Annotated in this window: 15 protein-coding genes; 6 read left to right on the top strand and 9 right to left on the bottom strand. The window is 69.9% G+C overall.

Annotated features, from left to right (window positions below):
- The 4 genes from pstS to pstB all read left to right on the top strand — a co-directional run bounded on the left by pstS (position 1) and on the right by pstB (position 3,996).
- Positions 1 to 1,098 carry a phosphate ABC transporter substrate-binding protein PstS gene (gene pstS, locus ACI379_RS09540; RefSeq protein WP_439791849.1) on the top strand — a complete coding sequence of 366 codons (1,098 nt, stop codon included), beginning with the start codon at positions 1 to 3 and terminating at the stop codon, positions 1,096 to 1,098.
- A gap of 79 nt (positions 1,099 to 1,177) precedes the next feature.
- The gene (gene pstC, locus ACI379_RS09535) at positions 1,178 to 2,119 is read left to right on the top strand and encodes a phosphate ABC transporter permease subunit PstC (RefSeq protein ID WP_439791848.1); all 942 of its coding nucleotides are present in this window, start codon (positions 1,178 to 1,180) and stop codon (positions 2,117 to 2,119) included.
- On the top strand, positions 2,116 to 3,189 hold the full coding sequence (gene pstA / locus ACI379_RS09530) for a phosphate ABC transporter permease PstA (RefSeq protein WP_439791847.1): 1,074 nt from the start codon (positions 2,116 to 2,118) through the stop codon (positions 3,187 to 3,189). Before pstC ends, pstA begins: the two co-directional genes overlap by 4 nt.
- A gap of 27 nt (positions 3,190 to 3,216) precedes the next feature.
- Positions 3,217 to 3,996, top strand: a complete 780-nt coding sequence (gene pstB, locus ACI379_RS09525; RefSeq protein ID WP_439791846.1) for a phosphate ABC transporter ATP-binding protein PstB — start codon at positions 3,217 to 3,219, stop codon at positions 3,994 to 3,996.
- 95 nt (positions 3,997 to 4,091) lie between these two features.
- Here the strand turns inward: pstB and ACI379_RS09520 are convergent, their stop codons facing one another.
- From ACI379_RS09520 to ACI379_RS09500, 5 genes are read right to left on the bottom strand one after another with little or no spacing between them, the layout of a single operon-like run.
- Entirely contained in the window at positions 4,092 to 5,123 is a 1,032-nt protein-coding gene (locus ACI379_RS09520; protein ID WP_439791845.1) for a LacI family DNA-binding transcriptional regulator, read from the bottom strand.
- Between the two features lie 31 nt (positions 5,124 to 5,154).
- Positions 5,155 to 6,600 carry a glycoside hydrolase family 1 protein gene (locus ACI379_RS09515; RefSeq protein ID WP_439791844.1) on the bottom strand — a complete coding sequence of 482 codons (1,446 nt, stop codon included), beginning with the start codon at positions 6,598 to 6,600 and terminating at the stop codon, positions 5,155 to 5,157.
- On the bottom strand, positions 6,597 to 7,415 hold the full coding sequence (locus ACI379_RS09510) for a carbohydrate ABC transporter permease (protein ID WP_439791843.1): 819 nt from the start codon (positions 7,413 to 7,415) through the stop codon (positions 6,597 to 6,599). The genes ACI379_RS09515 and ACI379_RS09510 overlap by 4 nt, the downstream gene beginning before the upstream one ends.
- Entirely contained in the window at positions 7,412 to 8,410 is a 999-nt protein-coding gene (locus ACI379_RS09505; RefSeq protein WP_439791842.1) for a carbohydrate ABC transporter permease, read from the bottom strand. The genes ACI379_RS09510 and ACI379_RS09505 overlap by 4 nt, the downstream gene beginning before the upstream one ends.
- A gap of 16 nt (positions 8,411 to 8,426) precedes the next feature.
- A complete protein-coding gene (locus tag ACI379_RS09500) occupies positions 8,427 to 9,743 on the bottom strand; it encodes an ABC transporter substrate-binding protein (RefSeq protein WP_439791841.1) in 1,317 nt (438 codons plus the stop codon).
- 271 nt (positions 9,744 to 10,014) lie between these two features.
- Here ACI379_RS09500 and ACI379_RS09495 point away from each other — a divergent pair, with 271 nt between their 5' ends.
- Entirely contained in the window at positions 10,015 to 11,109 is a 1,095-nt protein-coding gene (locus tag ACI379_RS09495) for an ABC transporter ATP-binding protein (protein WP_439791840.1), read from the top strand.
- A 103-nt stretch (positions 11,110 to 11,212) separates the two neighbouring features.
- Here ACI379_RS09495 and ACI379_RS09490 read toward each other — a convergent pair whose 3' ends face one another.
- The 4 genes from ACI379_RS09490 to ACI379_RS09475 form a co-directional block, all read right to left on the bottom strand.
- On the bottom strand, positions 11,213 to 12,208 hold the full coding sequence (locus ACI379_RS09490; RefSeq protein WP_439791839.1) for an inorganic phosphate transporter: 996 nt from the start codon (positions 12,206 to 12,208) through the stop codon (positions 11,213 to 11,215).
- Between the two features lie 4 nt (positions 12,209 to 12,212).
- Positions 12,213 to 12,830, bottom strand: a complete 618-nt coding sequence (locus ACI379_RS09485; protein ID WP_439791838.1) for a DUF47 domain-containing protein — start codon at positions 12,828 to 12,830, stop codon at positions 12,213 to 12,215.
- Between the two features lie 143 nt (positions 12,831 to 12,973).
- Positions 12,974 to 15,154 carry an RNA degradosome polyphosphate kinase gene (locus ACI379_RS09480; RefSeq protein WP_439791837.1) on the bottom strand — a complete coding sequence of 727 codons (2,181 nt, stop codon included), beginning with the start codon at positions 15,152 to 15,154 and terminating at the stop codon, positions 12,974 to 12,976.
- A gap of 95 nt (positions 15,155 to 15,249) precedes the next feature.
- Positions 15,250 to 15,624: a DsrE family protein gene (locus ACI379_RS09475; protein WP_439791836.1), complete on the bottom strand. Its 375-nt coding sequence runs from the start codon at positions 15,622 to 15,624 to the stop codon at positions 15,250 to 15,252.
- Positions 15,625 to 15,647: 23 nt separating this feature from the next.
- Between ACI379_RS09475 and ACI379_RS09470 the strand changes: the two genes are divergently transcribed.
- A complete protein-coding gene (locus ACI379_RS09470; protein WP_439791835.1) occupies positions 15,648 to 16,142 on the top strand; it encodes an FABP family protein in 495 nt (164 codons plus the stop codon).
- The last annotated feature ends 81 nt before the right edge of the window (positions 16,143 to 16,223 follow it).

Raw genomic sequence — 16,223 nt, 5'->3', positions numbered from 1 at the left:
GTGAAGACCACTTCCATCCGCAAGGCCTTCGTCCCCGGCGTGGCAGTCCTCGCCATCGCCCTGTCGGCCTGCGGTGCCGCCAACGAGACCGACGGCGGTTCGGGTGACGGCGGGGCCGACGGCCTCTCCGGCACCCTCAACGGTGCTGGCGCCTCCTCCCAGGAGGCCGCGCAGGGTGCCTGGCGCGCCGCGTTCCAGACCGCCAACTCCGACGTCACCGTGAACTACGACCCGGTCGGCTCGGGTGGCGGCCGCGAGCAGTTCATCGCCGGCGGCACCGCGTTCGCCGGGTCCGACTCGTACCTCAAGGACGACGAGGGCGAGCTCAGCGCCGCGACCGAGACCTGCGGCGCCGAGCCGATCCAGGTGCCGGCGTACGTCAGCCCGATCGCCGTGATCTACAACCTCGACGGCGTCGAGGACCTCAACCTCGCCCCGGCCACCATCGCCGGCATCTTCGACGGCTCCATCACGAAGTGGAACGACCCGAAGATCGCCGCCGACAACGAGGGCGTCACCCTGCCGGACGAGACCATCAACCCGGTCCACCGCGCCGACGGCTCCGGCACCACGGAGAACTTCACCGAGTACCTGGCCGCCGCCGGTGGCTGGAAGCACGAGCCGGCCGACGAGTGGCCGATCGAGGGCGGCGAGGCTGCCACCGGCACCTCCGGCGTCGTGGCCGCGGTCACCGACAACCCGAACACCATCGGGTACGCCGACGCCAGCCAGGCCGGCGAGCTCGGCAAGGTCAACGTGAAGGTCGGTGACGACTTCGTCGCGCCCGACGCCGAGGCGGCCGCCAAGATCATCGGCGCCTCCCCGCGCGTCGACGAGGCCTCCGAGGTCAACTTCACCGTCGACATCGACCACAAGACCACCGAGGCGGGCACGTACCCGATCGTGCTGGCCTCGTACCTCATCGCCTGCCAGTCCTACGACGACGCCGCGACCGCCGACCTGGTCAAGGGCTACCTGACCTACGTGCTGTCCGACGAGGGCCAGAAGGCCTCCGCCGAGAGCGCCGGCTCCGCCCCGCTGTCGGCCGACGTCGCGTCGGCCGCCACGGCTGCCGTCGAGAAGATCTCGGCCAACTGAGGCCGCACGGTGCCGCGTGCGGCGACCCCCACGAGGAGTCGCCGCACGTCGGCGCCGGACACACGGCAGGGAGAAACCGTTGTCATCCACCATCACCCCCACGGCGAAGCCGCCCCGCGCCAAGCGGCGCGTCGGTGACGTCGTCTTCGAGGGCCTCAGCCGGAGTGCGGCCCTCGTCATCCTGGCCGCGCTCGCCGGCGTGGCCATCTTCCTCACCGCGGAGGGCCTGCCCGGGCTCACCGCCGAGCCGCACGCGCTGGGCGGCAAGGACAACTTCGTCCTGTACGTCTGGCCGCTGGTCTTCGGCACGCTCCTCGCGGCCGTCATCGCCCTCCTGGTCGCCACGCCCCTGGCCATCGGCATGGCGCTCGTCATCTCGCACTACGCCCCACGCCGCCTCGCCGGCGTCCTGGGGTACGTGATCGACCTGCTGGCCGCGGTGCCCTCGGTCGTGTACGGCCTGTGGGGCATCGGGTTCCTCGGCGTGTTCGTCAAGGACTTCTACGTCTGGCTCGCCGACAACCTGGGGTTCATCCCGCTGTTCGCCGGGCCCGCCACCACCGGTCGTACGATCCTGACCGCCAGCCTGGTCCTGGCGCTCATGGTGATCCCGATCGTCACCGCGATCAGCCGCGAGATCTTCACCCAGACGCCCGCCCTCCACCAGGAGGCGGCGCTCGCCCTCGGGGCGACCCGCTGGGAGATGATCCGCCTGACCGTCTTCCCGTTCGCCCGCTCCGGCATGGTGTCGGCGGTGATGCTCGGCCTGGGCCGCGCGCTGGGCGAGACGATGGCGGTCGCCATGGTGCTCTCGGCGTCGGGCGTGATCACGTTCAACCTGATCTCGGCCACCAACCCGTCGACGATCGCGGCCAACATCGCGCTCAAGTTCCCCGAGGCGTCCGGCGCCAGCGTCAACGCGCTCATCGCCAGCGGCCTGGTGCTCTTCGTGATCACCTTCGCGGTCAACTTCGCCGCCCGCGCCGTCGTGGCCCGCTCGCAGAACAGGAGCACGCGATGACCGACCTCGTCGAACGCGCACCGGCCGTGGAGTCATCGCTCCCGCTGGTCGCCCCGCGCCTGCCGCGCAGCGCGCCCGCCCTGGTCGCCGTCGCGTCGGCCGCCGTCGGCGTCCTCGGCCTCGCGGTCGGCGGGCTCGGGACCGTCGTCGCCGTGCTCCTCGCCCTCGTGGTCCACCTGGTCGTGCTGACCGTCTGGGGCCACGTCGTCGAGGGACGCCGCGGCGCCGTGGACCGCCTCATGGGGTCGCTGGTCTGGGTCGCCTTCGCCGTCGGCGTGGTGCCGCTGGCGTCCCTGATCTGGGCGGTGCTGTCCAACGGGCTGCCGGTGCTGTCCGCGGACTTCTTCACCTTCTCGATGCGCAACGTCGTCGGCGAGGGCGGCGGGATCTACCACGCCATCATCGGATCGGTGATGATCACGCTGGCCGCGACCGTCATCTCGGTGCCGATCGGCCTGTTCACCGCGGTCTACCTCGTCGAGTACGGCGCCGGCTCCCGGCTGGCCCGCTGGATCACGTTCCTGGTGGACGTCATGACGGGCATCCCGTCGATCGTGGCCGGCCTCTTCGCGTACGCGCTGTTCGTGCTGATCTTCGGCCCCGGCGTGCGGATGGGCATCGGCGGCGCCGTGGCCCTGTCGGTGCTCATGATCCCGATCGTGGTGCGGGCCACCGAGGAGATGCTCAAGCTCGTGCCGCACGAACTGCGGGAGGCGTCGTACGCGCTGGGGGTGCCGAAGTGGCGCACCATCGTGAAGGTGGTCCTGCCGACCTCGATGAGCGGCATCCTCACCGGCGTCACCCTCGCCATCGCCCGCGTGATCGGCGAGACGGCGCCGCTGCTGGTGATCGCCGGCAAGACCGACTCGGTCAACTGGGACCTGTTCAGCGAACGCATGATGACGCTGCCGGTCTACATCTACTACTCCTACACCCAGCCCGGCGTGCCGCCGGAGTTCGGCCAGGAGCGCGCCTGGGGCGCGGCTCTGGTGCTCATCGCGATCGTGATGCTGCTGAACCTCCTCGCGCGGCTGCTGGGTCGGCTGCTGGCTCCCAAGACCGGCCGCTGAGACGAAGAACGAAGGAACCTGAGAACCATGGCGAAGAGCATCGACGTCTCCGACCTCAACATCTACTACGGGGACTTCCTCGCGGTCGAGGGCGTCAACATGACCATCAAGGCCAAGTCCGTCACCGCCTTCATCGGCCCCTCGGGCTGCGGCAAGTCGACCTTCCTGCGCTCGCTGAACCGCATGCACGAGGTGATCCCCGGCGCCCGCGTCGAGGGCAAGGTGATGGTCGACGGCCAGTCGCTGTACGACCCCGACGTCGACCCGGTGGCCGTGCGCCGCCAGATCGGCATGGTCTTCCAGCGGCCCAACCCGTTCCCGACGATGTCGATCTACGAGAACGTGGTCGCCGGCAACCGCCTCAACGCGAAGAAGCTCAAGAAGTCGGAGACCGACGACATCGTGGAGCGCTCCCTGCGCGGCGCGAACCTGTGGAACGAGGTCAAGGACCGGCTCAACAAACCCGGCATGGGCCTGTCCGGCGGCCAGCAGCAGCGGCTGTGCATCGCCCGCGCGATCGCCGTGGAGCCGCAGGTGCTGCTGATGGACGAGCCGTGCTCGGCGCTCGACCCGATCTCCACGTCCGCGATCGAGGACCTCATCCACGAGCTGAAGTCCGAGTACACGATCGTGATCGTCACCCACAACATGCAGCAGGCCGCCCGCGTCTCCGACGACACCGGCTTCTTCAACCTGCGCGCCACCGGGGAACCGGGCCACCTGGTCGAGTTCAACTCGACGGCCAAGATGTTCGCGAACCCGGACAACGAGTCGACCGAGGCGTACATCTCCGGCCGCTTCGGGTGAGTCGGCGGTCGGCCGGCAGGGGTGTCTGGCCGACCTCCGCGACAGGCGGAACCCCGGCGCGTCTCCCTGCCGCCGGGGTTTCGTCGTACGCGGGTTCAGGCGCTGTCGCGGCGGACGAGGCTCGGGGTGAAGATCAACCGCATCGGCAGCGACGTACCCGTGGCGTCCATCTGCTCGATCAGCAGCTTGGTGGCGCGTGAGGCCATCTCGCTGACGGGGTGCGAGACCGTCGTCAGGGGCGGGGTGGTGCGCTCGGCGGCGCCCAGGTCGTCGTACCCGACCACCGCGATGTCCTCGGGCACCCGGCGTCCGGTCTCGGCCAGCACCCGCAGCGCACCGAGCGCCATCAGGTCGGAGGCCACGAACAGGCCGTCCAGCTCGGGGTGACGCGACAGCAGGGCGCTGGCCGCGCGCTCGCCGCCCACCTCGGTGAAGTCGCCCTGCTCGATCGCGTCCTGCTCCAGGCCGGCCGCACCCATCGCGCTGCGCCAGCCGGCCAGGCGGTCCAGGGAGGCGGTCATGTCGGTGGGGCCGGTGATGGTGCCGATGGCGGTGCAGCCGCGGTCGACGAGCGCCTCGGTCGCGAGCCGTCCGCCCTCGACGTTGTCGGTGTCGACGAACGACACCCGGTCCGCCCCCGTCCACGGGCGGCCCACGAACGCGCAGGGCAGGCCCAGGGCGGCGAGGTGGTCGGCCAGGTTGTCGGCCCGGTGGTGGGAGACCACGATCGCGCCGTCGATGTGCCGGTTGCGCAGGTACCGCAGCATCCGCTCCTCCTGCTCGCCCGGCTGGGCCAGCAGGAGCACGAGCTGCAGGTCGCGGTCGGCGAGCTCGCGGTTGACCGCGCTGAGGGTGCTCGCGAAGAACGGGTCGGCGAAGACGCGCTCGTCCGGCTCGGGCACCACGACGGCGACCGAGCCCGTACGCCGGGTGACGAGGCTGCGTGCGGCCTGGTTGGGCGTGTACCCCAGCTCGGCGACGGCGTGGTCCACCTTGGCCTTGGCCGCGGCGCTCACCCGGTTGCCCCCGTTGATCGCGCGCGACGCGGTGGCCCGGGAGACCCCCGCCAGGCGTGCGACCTCGTCCAGCGTCGGCAGCGCGTCGCTGGTCTCGGGGGTGGACTTCACTCGGCTCACGCTACGACAACCTCGTCCCTGCTCACCCGATGGTTCCCGTGCGCGCCACGCCGGCGTACCAGAGCGCGCTGTCCTTGGGGGTGCGCTCGAGGGTCTCGTAGTCGACGTGCACGATGCCGAAGCGGCGGTGGAAGCCGTGCGCCCACTCGAAGTTGTCGAGCAGGGACCAGGCGAAGTACCCGCGCACGTCCGCGCCGAGGCCGATCGCGTCGTGCACGGCGGCGAGGTGCTGCTCGAGGAACGAGCGCCGGCCCTCGTCGCGCACCCGGCCGCCGCTCGGGGCGCGGTCGTCGTACGCGGCGCCGTTCTCCGTCACGTACAACGGGAGGTTGCCGTACTCCTCGGACAGCCGGACCAGCAGACGCGTCAGGCCCTCGGGCTGGACGTCCCAGCCCATGTCGGTGACGGGCAGCCCCCGCGACGGCATCGAGAAGTGCTCGCTGCCCACGAACGGGCTGTGCACGGGGCGTCCGCCGGGCCCGGGCACCGGCTGGCCGGCACCTGGCGCGGGCTCCGCGGAGACCGCCATCCCCTGGTAGTAGTTGACGCCCAGCAGGTCGATCGGCGGCGCCGTCAGGTCGAGGTCGCCGTCCAGGATCCACTCCTGCCAGCCGCGGCCCTCGAAGGTCAGGTCGCGGGTGTCCTCGAGCAGGTCGGCGGGGTACTCGCCGCGCAGCACAGGGTCCAGGAAGACGCGGTTGTGCAACGCGTCGATGCGTCGGGCCGCGGTCCAGTCGGCCTCCGACGCGGGATCGGCCGGGTCGGCGACGGTGAAGTTGAGCGTCACGCCCAGCGGCACCTCCGCCCCCGCCTCGCGCAGCGCCGAGATGCCCAGCCCGTGGGCCAGGTTGAGGTGGTGCGCCGCCACCAGCGCGGCGGCACGCTCCTGGCGTCCCGGCGCGTGCTCGCCGCTGGCGTACCCGAGGAAGGCGCTGCAGAACGGCTCGTTGAGCGTCGTCCACACCCCGACCCGGTCACCGAGCGCCTCGAAGGCGGACAGGGCGTAGTCGACGAACCGGTACGCGGTGTCGCGGTTGGTCCAGCCGCCCGCGTCCTCGAGGGTCTGCGGCAGGTCCCAGTGGTAGAGCGAGACCCACGGGAGGATGTCGTGGGCCAGCAGCTCGTCCACGAGACGGTCGTAGAACGCCAGCCCCGCGGGGTTGACCGGGCCACCGTCCGGGCGGACCCGCGGCCACGCCATCGAGAAGCGGTACGAGTCCAGGTTGAGCGACTTCATCAGCACCACGTCGGCAGGCATCCGGTGGTAGTGGTCGCAGGCCACGTCACCGGTGTCGCCGTTGGCCACCGCGCCGGGGACGCGGGCGAAGGTGTCCCAGATGGACGGCGTACGGCCGTCCTCGGCGACAGCACCCTCGATCTGGTACGAGGCGGTCGCCGCACCCCACACGAACCCTTGCGGGAAGACCAGGGGCGGGCGGACGGGGGAGGGGGAAGCGGAGGGGGTCATCCCTTGACGGCTCCTTGCATGATGCCGGACACGAACTGGCGGCCGGTGAAGAGGAAGAGGACGAGGAGCGGGATGGTGGCGAGCGTCGTGCCGGCCAGCACCAGGCTGTAGTCCTTGAAGTAGCCGCTCTGCAGCTGGTTGAGCGCGACCTGCAGGGTCGGGTTGTCGGAGTTGAGCGCGATCAGCGGCCAGAAGAAGTCCGTCCACACCTGCATGAAGGTGAACAGCCACAGGATCGCGGCGGCCGGTCGGGCCGCGGGCAGCCCCACGGCCAGGAACGTGCGGAAGGTCGAGCAGCCGTCCATGCGGGCCGCCTCGATCAGCTCGTCCGGCACCGCGTCGACGAGGTACTGACGCATGAAGAAGACGCCGAACGCGGTCACCAGCCACGGGACCATCACCGACCACATCGACCCGGCCCAGCCGAGCTTGGCCATGAGGATGAAGAGCGGGACGACGCCCAGCTGGGTCGGCACCGCCATGGTGGCGATGACGAAGACGAGCAGGGTGTTGCGGCCGCGGAAGGAGAACTTCGCGAAGGCGAACCCGGCCAGGGTGCAGAAGAAGACCACCGAGGTGGCGGTCACCGACGAGACGAGCAGGCTGTTGCCCATCGCCTTCCAGAACGGGACCGTGTCGAGCACGCGGGAGGCGTTGTCGAGGAAGTGGCCACCGGGCAGCAGCGGCTTGTCGGCGCCCGACATCTCCGCCTGGGTGTGCGAGCCCGACAGGAACGACCAGTACAGGGGCAGCGACGAGCCCAGCACGAAGGCGGTCAGCAGCCCGTACACGAGGAACCCGGGACGGCGCGTCATCGCTTGCCTCCCTCTCCGGACAGGCGCCGGGTGAGCAGGAAGTTGCCCACCGCGACCGCGACGATGATGAGGAACAGCAGCCACGCGGTCGCCGACGCCTGGCCCAGGTCGCGCAGGCGCCACCCGAAGTCGTAGATGAGCATCGTGACGGTGCTGAACTGGCGGTCGCTGCCGCCGTTGCGGGCCAGCGTCTCGTCGAACAGCCGCGGCTCCGCGAAGATCTGCAGGCCACCGATGGTGGAGGTCACGATGACGAAGATGAGCGTCGGTCGGATCATCGGGATCGTCACCGAGACGAACTGGCGGACCTTGCCGGCGCCGTCGAGGGCGGCCGACTCGTACAGCTCGCGCGGCACGGCCTGCATCGCGGCCAGCAGGATGAGGGCGTTGTAGCCCGTCCAGCGCCAGTTGACCATCGTGGCGATGGCGAAGTGGCTGGCCAGCCGGTCCACGTGCCACTGCACCGGCGAGATGCCGATCCAGCCGAGCATCTCGTTGACCAGGCCGTACTTGTCGCCGAAGAGGTTGCCGAAGATGATCGCGACCGCCACCGGGGCGACCACGAACGGCAGCAGCACGCTCATCCGCCACAGGGTCTTGGCGCGCAGCTCGGTGTTCAGCAGGCCCGCGATGACCAGGGCCAGCAGGATCTGCGGCACCGAGGAGAGCAGGAAGATGCTGAAGGTGTTGACGACCGAGCGGCCGAAGTACGGACTGCCGACGACCTGCTCGTAGTTGTCGAGGCCCACGAACTCGCCCTTGCCGCCCAGCAGGCTCCAGTCGAAGACGGAGACGTACGCGGTGTAGACGAGGGGGAAGAGGCCCACCACGGCGAAGACGACGAAGAACGGCGCCACGTACAGGTACGGGGAGAACTTCGTGTCGAGCCGGCTGAGCCGCTGCCTCAGGGTGAGGCGCGGGGCCGTGGCGGGGCGTGCCGGACCGGGCGGGGGCTGCTGCCCCCGCCCGACCCGGCCGTTCACCTCAGCGGTCATGGACTGCTCGGTCGCCTCAGAGCGCCGCGACGTCGGTCAGGAACGTCTCCCACGACTCGTCGGGAGAGTTCTTGCCCTCGTCGACGCGCAGGATCGCGGCCTGGAAGGCGCTGAGGATGTCGGAGTACTTCGGTCCCTTGTACGGCTGGATCTCGACCGCGGCAGCGCGGTTGGAGAAGATCTCGCCGGTCGGGGCGTTGTTGAAGAACTCGTTGGTGGACTCGAGGACCTCGGGTGCCTCCTGGGCCTCAGCAGCGCTCGGCCATGCGCCGATCGCCTGGTACGCGCGGATCTGCTGCTCAGGAGCGGTGATCCAGGCAGCGAACTCCTTGGCCTCGTCCGGGTGCTCGCTCTGCGCCGGGACGGTCAGGAACGAGCCGCCCCAGTTGCCGCCACCGCCGGGGAAGACATCGGCGAAGTCCCAGCCGGTGACACCCTCGGAGTTGCCCTCGATGATGCCCATCATCCAGCCGGGGCAGGCCATCGTCGCGAAGGCGTCCTTCTGGAACGAGGCGTTCCAGTCGTCGCTCCACTGCGGGTTGTTGGTGGACAGGTCCATGTGACCGGTCACGGCGTCCCACACGGCCTTGAGGTCGTCGTTCTCGACGTCGATCGTGTTGTCGTCCTGCTCGAACGGGTTGGCCACCTGGTTGAGCATGGCCTGCGCGGTGCCGCCGCTGGAGTCGTACCAGGCGGTGTCGGGCATCGCCTTGACGAACTTCTGGCCGTCGGCGAAGTAGTCCTCCCAGGTGGTCCAGCGCTTGGCGACGGACTCACGGTCGGCCGGGATGCCGGCCTTCTCGAGGAGGTCGCCGCGGTAGCAGATGCCCTCGGGTCCGATGTCGGTGCCGTACCCGATCATCTGGCCGTCGGCGTTGCTGCCGGCTGCGGCCTTCCAGTCCAGCCAGCGGCCGTCGAGGGCGGAGTCGCTCAGGTCGGTGAAGGCGTCGGACTCGGCCAGGATGGCCGGCATCGCGTCGCCCTCGATCGCCTCGATGTCGCTGAGACCCGAGCCGCTGGCGAGCTTGGTGAAGAGGTTCTCCTTGGCGTCGTCCCAGGTGCCGACCTTCTTCTGGGTGACCTGGATGTCCGGGTTGGCCTCGTTCCACTCCTCGATGAGCTCCTCGTAGCCGAACTCGTTGAAGGTGGCGATGGAGATCTCGACTGTGCCGTCCTCGGACTCCGAGTCGGAGTCGGAACCGCAGGCGGCGAGGGGGAGCGCCAGCAGGGCGACGACGCTCAGGGAGAGCGTTCGACGCCAGGCTCGGCGGACGTGGGGACGCGGCGGAACGGCGGGCGCGGGCCCGCCGGTGGAACCAAGCGAAGGGGTCACTGTCACTCCTGGGTCTGTTCGCGCTCCACTCCCCGAAGTGTGAGAGCGCTTCCACAACTGTTGCCGTTGCAACCGTGGCAGCCGTCACATACCCTGTCAAGGGTCTTCTGGCACTTCTGCCTCTGATCGGCCACTTTGCGCAGGTCAGGCCCTTGGTCTCTGGACAACGGGACCGTGGAAGCGCTACCACTACAAGTACCGTGTCGCGGGTGAACCGTCCGCGGCCGCACAGCGTCCGGCGTCGCGTGACGCCGGTGGAGGAGGGACCACCGTGGCCTCAGTCGTGTTCGACCGTGCCCAGCGGATCTACCCCGGGGCCGACCGCCCCGCGGTCGACGACTTCAGTCTCGAGATCGGCGACGGCGAGTTCATGGTGCTGGTCGGCCCCTCAGGCTGCGGCAAGTCCACGAGCCTGCGGATGCTGGCCGGGCTCGAGGAGGTGACCGCGGGCGAGGTGCGCATCGACGACGTGGTCGTCAACAACGTCCCGCCCAAGGACCGCGACATCGCGATGGTCTTCCAGAACTACGCGCTGTACCCGCACATGACGGTGGCCGACAACATGGCCTTCGCCCTCAAGCTGGCCGGCGTCCCCAAGGCCGAGCGCGCCGCCCGGGTCGCCGACGCGGCCACCATGCTCGACCTCACCGACTACCTGCACCGCAAGCCCAAGGCGCTCTCCGGCGGGCAGCGCCAGCGCGTCGCCATGGGGCGCGCCATCGTGCGCCACCCGCGGGTCTTCTGCATGGACGAGCCCCTGTCCAACCTGGACGCCAAGCTGCGCGTCTCCACGCGCACGCAGATCGCGGCCCTGCAGCACCGCCTCGGCATCACCACGGTGTACGTCACCCACGACCAGATCGAGGCGATGACGATGGGCGACCGCGTCGCGGTGATGAAGGACGGCGTCCTGCAGCAGGTCGACACCCCGCTGGCGCTGTACGACCGGCCCGCCAACCTGTTCGTGGCCGGCTTCATCGGCTCGCCGTCGATGAACCTGATCAGCGCGACCACGACCGGTTCCGGCGAGGCCTTCGTCGACGGGTACGCGATGCCCGTCGACCGCTCCGTCGCCGCGAAGTCCTCCGGCGAGATCACCCTGGGCGTACGGCCCGAGGCCTGGCGGGTCGCCTCCGAGGGCGAGGACGGCTACCCCGTGACGGTCTCGGTCGTCGAGGAGCTCGGCGCGGACGCCTACGTGTACGCGACCCCCGCCGTGCCGGGACGCGACTCCGTCCTGCACCAGATCGTCGCCCGCGTCCCCGGCCGGATGCCCCTGGCCAAGGGCGAGACCGTACGGCTGGTGCCCGACCACTCGCGGATCGCGGTCTTCGACACCGAGAGCGGGGTACGCCTCAGCGCCTGAGGGTCCGCGCGAGCGGCCAGTAGACGGACGTAGGAAACCCCCGCTTCATCGCCTCAGGGGCGACGGCACGGGGGTTTCCTACGTCGGTCGGTCGAGCAGGACCTCAGGGCAGGAACGGGTGCGCCACGAAGTACGTGATCGCGGCGACCGCGGCGGCCATCGGGAACGTCAGCACCCATGCCCACACGATCGACTTCGCCACGCCCCACCGGACGGCGGAGAGGCGCTTGGTGGCGCCCACGCCCATGACGGCGGAGGTGATGGTGTGCGTGGTGGAGATGGGGGCGGAGAAGCCGTACGAGGTGGTGTACAGCACCGCCGCGGCCACAGACTCGGCCGCGAAGCCGCGGGCCGGGTCGAGGTGGATGATGCGGCGCCCGAGGGTGCGCATGATGCGCCAGCCGCCGGACCAGGTGCCGAGCGAGATCGCCGCGGCAGCGGCCGCGATGACCCAGATCGGGAGGTCCTGGCCCTCGGTCACGTGGTTGCCGGCCAGCAGCGCCAGGAAGATGACGCCCATCGTCTTCTGGGCGTCCTGGAGGCCGTGGCCCAGGGCCATGGCGGCGGCGGAGACCGTCTGGGCGATCTTGAAGCCACGGTGCGCCTTGTGCGGGTTGGCGCGGCGGAAGATCCACATGATCGCCAGCATCACGCCGAAGCCGAGGGTGAAGGCGACCACCGGCGAGACGAACATCGGGATGACGACCTTCTCCAGCACCGTGTCCCAGTGGGCCGTGGCGCCGGCCGCGACGGCCGCGCCGACGAGACCGCCGATGAGGGCGTGCGAGGAGGACGACGGAAGACCGAAGTACCAGGTGATCATGTTCCACGCGATGGCGCCGACCAGACCGGCCGCGACGATCACGAGGGCATGGGTGCCGACGCCGGGATCGATGGTCTCCGAGACCGTGTGGGCGACCTTCTGGCCGAGGAACGCCCCCACGAAGTTCATGACGGCCGCCATGCCGAGCGCCACCCGGGGGGTGAGCGCGCCGGTCGACACCGAGGTGGCGATGGCGTTGGCCGCGTCGTGGAAGCCGTTGGTGTAGTCGAAGATCAGGGCGATGACGACTACCGCGATGATGATCGCGAGTTCCATCGGGTCAGGACTCCTTGACCGCGATCTGCTCGACGATGTTGGCGACGGTCTCGAACGCGTCGATCGCCCCCTCGAGCGCCTCGATGACGTCCTTGACCTTGATCACCTCGAGCGCGTCGCGCTCGCCGTTGAACAGACCGGCGAGGATCCGGCGGTACGACTTGTCGCCGGTGTTCTCGAGGCGGTTGATCTCGATCCAGAACTCGTCGAGCTTGGCCATCGACTCCAGGCCGGGCATCGACGCGGCGGTCAGCTCCGCACAGCGGCGCAGCACCTCGACCTGCTCGGAGGTCTCCGCGGGCAGCTCGGTGACGTTGTACAGGAGGATGAGGTCGACCGCCTCGTCCATCATGTCCATCACGTCGTCGAGGCCCGAGGCAAGCGAGTAGATGTCCTCGCGGTCGAACGGGGTGACGAACGTGGAGTTGACCCGCTTCACGATCTGGTGCGTGGTCTCGTCGGCGGCGTGCTCGGCCTCGCGCATGCGACGCGCGATGTCCTCACGGTCGCCGGTGCCGCTGAGCATCTCGCTCAGCAGGCCGGCCCCCACCACGAGGTGGTTGGCCGAGGTGGAGAACAGGTCGTAGAAGGACCCGTCGACGGGGCGGAACTTGAAAGCCACGGAAACTCCCGGTGGGCGGAGAGTGAAGGGAAGTCGAACCGATCGACCATGCTAGGGCCTGCCTGCGCGCCACGCGCAAATGCACCGGCTGTGACGTGGCAGGCACCAGTTCCGCGGCGCTCGCCGCCACGGGGTCGTACGGCTCAGCGCCGCCGGCTGCCGTGCACCCTGACGAGGGTCTCCTGGAGGTGCTCGGAGCCGCCGTTGCGGTGCCACTCCCCGGAGGAGTCCAGCTCCCACGCATCGGTGTCCTCCGCGAACGCGAGGTCCAGCAGCGCCTCGATCCGGCGCGGGTTGTCGGTCCCCGGAACGCGCACCAGCACCTCGACGCGACGGTCCAGGTTGCGGTGCATCATGTCGGCCGACCCGATCCACGACGTCGGCTCACCGCCGCCGGCGAACCAGAACACGCGGCTGTGCTCCAGGAAGCGGCCCAGCACCGACCGCACCCGGATCGTCTCCGAGAGTCCGGGCACGCCCGGGCGCAGCGCGCAGATGCCGCGGATCAGCAGCTCGACGGGCACCCCGGCCTGCGAGGCCAGGTAGAGGGCGTCGATGACGGCCTCGTCGACGATCGAGTTCGCCTTGATCCGGATCCGGGCCGGACGCCCGGCGCGGTGGTGGCCGATCTCCTCGTGGATCTGCGCCACCAGCTGGGAGCGGACGTTGTCGGGGGCGACCAGCAGCTCCTCGTACGAGGCGTTGCGGCTGAAGCCGGACAGGTTGTTGAACAGGTGCGCGACGTCCTCGCCGATGGCGGTGTCCGTGGTCAGCAGGCCCAGGTCCTCGTACATCCGGGCCGTCTTGGGGTTGTAGTTGCCGGTGCCGATGTGGGTGTAGCGGCGGATCCCGTCGGGCTCGTCCCGCACCACCATCGCCAGCTTGCAGTGCGTCTTGAGCCCGACCTGGCCGTACACGACGTGGCAGCCGGCCTGCTCCAGCTTGCGGGCCCAGCGGATGTTGTTCTGCTCGTCGAAGCGCGCCTTGATCTCCACGATCACCAGCACCTGCTTGCCGGCCTGGGCGGCGTCGATGAGGGCGTCGATGATCGGGCTGTCGCCCGAGGTGCGGTACAGCGTCTGCTTGATCGCGAGCACGTGCGGGTCCGCGGCGGCCTGCTCGATGAACCGCTGCACCGACGTCGCGAACGAGTCGTACGGGTGGTGCAGCAGCACGTCGTGGCGTCGTACGGAGTCGAAGACGTCGACCGGCGAGGCGGACTCGACCTCCGCGAGATCGGCGTGCGTGGAGGGCAGGAAGGCGGGGAACTTCAGGTCGTCGCGGGGCAGGTCGGCGATCGAGTGCAGACCGCGCAGGTCGAGCGGTCCGGGCAGCCGGATCACCTCGTCGGACTGCATGCCGAGCTCGGAGACGAGCAGAGCGAGCACCCGCTCGTCCATCGTCTCCTCGACCTCCAGGCGCACCGCGTCGCCGAAGCGGCGCCGCAGCAGCTCCTTCTCCAGCGCCGCGAGCAGGTTCTCGGCGTCGTCCTCCTCGACCTCGAGCTCCTCGTTGCGGGTCACCCGGAACATGTGGGCGGTGACGACCTCCATGCCGGGGAACAGCTTCTTGAGGTGCTCGCCGATGACGTCCTCCAGCGGGACGAACCGCTGGTCGCCGACCGGCACGAACCGGGCGAACGTCTGCGGCACCTTCACCCGCGCGAAGTGCTCGGTGCCGTTCTTGGGGTGGCGCACCACCACGGCGAGGTTGAGGGAGAGTCCCGAGATGTACGGGAACGGGTGCGCCGGGTCGACGGCCAGCGGCGTCAGCACGGGGAAGATGCGCTCCTTGAACATCTTCTTGCAGGCCCGCTGCTCGTCGCGGTCCAGGTCGGCCCACCGGACGATCTCGATGCCCTGCTCGGCGAGCGCCGGCAGCAGGTCGTCGTGCAGGCAGTGGGCCTTGCGCTGCATCAGTGCCGTCGCGGTCTCGCGCAGGCGCGCCATCTGCTCCAGCGGCAGCATCCCGGAGGCCGCCCGGACGGCGACACCGGCGGCGATACGGCGCTTGAGGCCGGCGACGCGGACCATGAAGAACTCGTCGAGGTTGCTCGCGAAGATCGCCAGGAACCGGGCCCGCTCCAGCAGCGGCAGCCGCGGGTCCTCGGCCAGCTCCAGCACCCGCTGGTTGAAGCTCAGCCAGGACAGCTCGCGGTCGATGAACCGGTCCTCGAACTTCTCCACCGCAGCCAGGTCGGCGCTGCCGGGCGCGTACGGCGGCTCGACGTCGAACGTCTCGCTCGGGTGGTCGTACGTCTCGCTGGTCGGTCCGTCGTCCACGGAGGACGACGTGGTGCTGGGCAGCGTCGACGGTTCGGCCATGCGGGGCAGTGTGACACCCGCCGGTGAACGGCAGGTGACGTCGACGCCTCCGGGAGGGGTACGTTCCGCGACGCCGCCCGGGGCAGCGCCCGGGGTCAGTAGACGATCGCCTGGACGCCCTCGCGCAGGATCTCCTCGGCGAAGACGGCGGCGCCGGCGATGCGTACGCCTTGGCGCAGGTCGTCGGTGGTGATCTGGCGGCGCTCGGCGCACTGGGTGCACACGGTGACGGTGCCGGTGGCCGCGACCGCCTCGAGCAGGTCGGCGAGGGGCGCCGCGTGCGGGAGGGAGAACTCCTCGGCCCGGCCCGGAACTCCGAACCAGGCCGCCTCGCCGGTCAGCCACAGCGACACCTCGGCGCCGGCGAGGGCTGCCATCGAGGCGACCGTGAATCCCTGGTTGCAGCGTTCGGCGTCCTCGGCGCCGCAGGTGACCTTGACGACGAGCTTGCGGAGCGGGGGCTGAGGCATGGGGCCAGACTAGACTCGGCGCCATGGCCTTCGAACTGCCCGACAACCTTCACCCCAACTGCATGCCCGTCGCGTGGATGCTCGGCAAGTGGGTCGGCAGCGGCCACGGCGACTACCCGTCGATCGAGAAGTTCCAGTTCGGCCAGGAGCTCATCTTCACCCACGACGGCCGCCCCTTCTTCCACTACATGGCGCGCTCGTGGATCACCGACGAGTCCGGTGAGTTCGTCCGCGACGCGGCGATGGAGTCGGGCTTCCTGCGCTGCGGCGAGGGCGGCAAGCTCGAGCTGCTCCTGTCGCACTCGAGCGGCATCTCGGAGATCTGGTACGGCCACGCCGACGCCGGCAAGGTCGAGATGCACACCGCCGGCGTCTCGTTCACCGAGTCGGCGAAACAGGTCACGGGCGGCAGCCGCATGTACGGCAACGTCGAGGGCGACCTGCTGTACGCGTACGACATGGCCGCGACCGGGCACGAGCTCCAGCCGCACCTGTGGGCCCGTCTCAAGAGGTCCTGATGGCCGACGAGCTGGCGCAGAAGCTCCGGGGGAGCGGACGTCGTCTGACCCCGCAGCGGCAGATGATCCTGTCCGCGGTGG

It is taken from the genome of Nocardioides sp., assembly GCF_051876515.1.
In the GTDB taxonomy this organism is placed as follows: domain Bacteria; phylum Actinomycetota; class Actinomycetes; order Propionibacteriales; family Nocardioidaceae; genus Nocardioides.
Note: the sequence above shows the minus strand (reverse complement) of the source record. Positions and strands in the feature narration are given on the sequence as shown.

Coding starts and splice junctions, on each gene's coding strand:
- pstA (WP_439791847.1), top strand. CDS start 2,116: ATGACCGACCTCGTCGAACGCGCACCGGCCGTGGAGTCATCGCTCCCG.
- pstB (WP_439791846.1), top strand. CDS start 3,217: ATGGCGAAGAGCATCGACGTCTCCGACCTCAACATCTACTACGGGGAC.
- ACI379_RS09515 (WP_439791844.1), bottom strand. CDS start 6,600: ATGACCCCCTCCGCTTCCCCCTCCCCCGTCCGCCCGCCCCTGGTCTTC.
- ACI379_RS09510 (WP_439791843.1), bottom strand. CDS start 7,415: ATGACGCGCCGTCCCGGGTTCCTCGTGTACGGGCTGCTGACCGCCTTC.
- ACI379_RS09505 (WP_439791842.1), bottom strand. CDS start 8,410: ATGACCGCTGAGGTGAACGGCCGGGTCGGGCGGGGGCAGCAGCCCCCG.
- ACI379_RS09490 (WP_439791839.1), bottom strand. CDS start 12,208: ATGGAACTCGCGATCATCATCGCGGTAGTCGTCATCGCCCTGATCTTC.
- ACI379_RS09480 (WP_439791837.1), bottom strand. CDS start 15,154: ATGGCCGAACCGTCGACGCTGCCCAGCACCACGTCGTCCTCCGTGGAC.
- ACI379_RS09475 (WP_439791836.1), bottom strand. CDS start 15,624: ATGCCTCAGCCCCCGCTCCGCAAGCTCGTCGTCAAGGTCACCTGCGGC.
- ACI379_RS09470 (WP_439791835.1), top strand. CDS start 15,648: ATGGCCTTCGAACTGCCCGACAACCTTCACCCCAACTGCATGCCCGTC.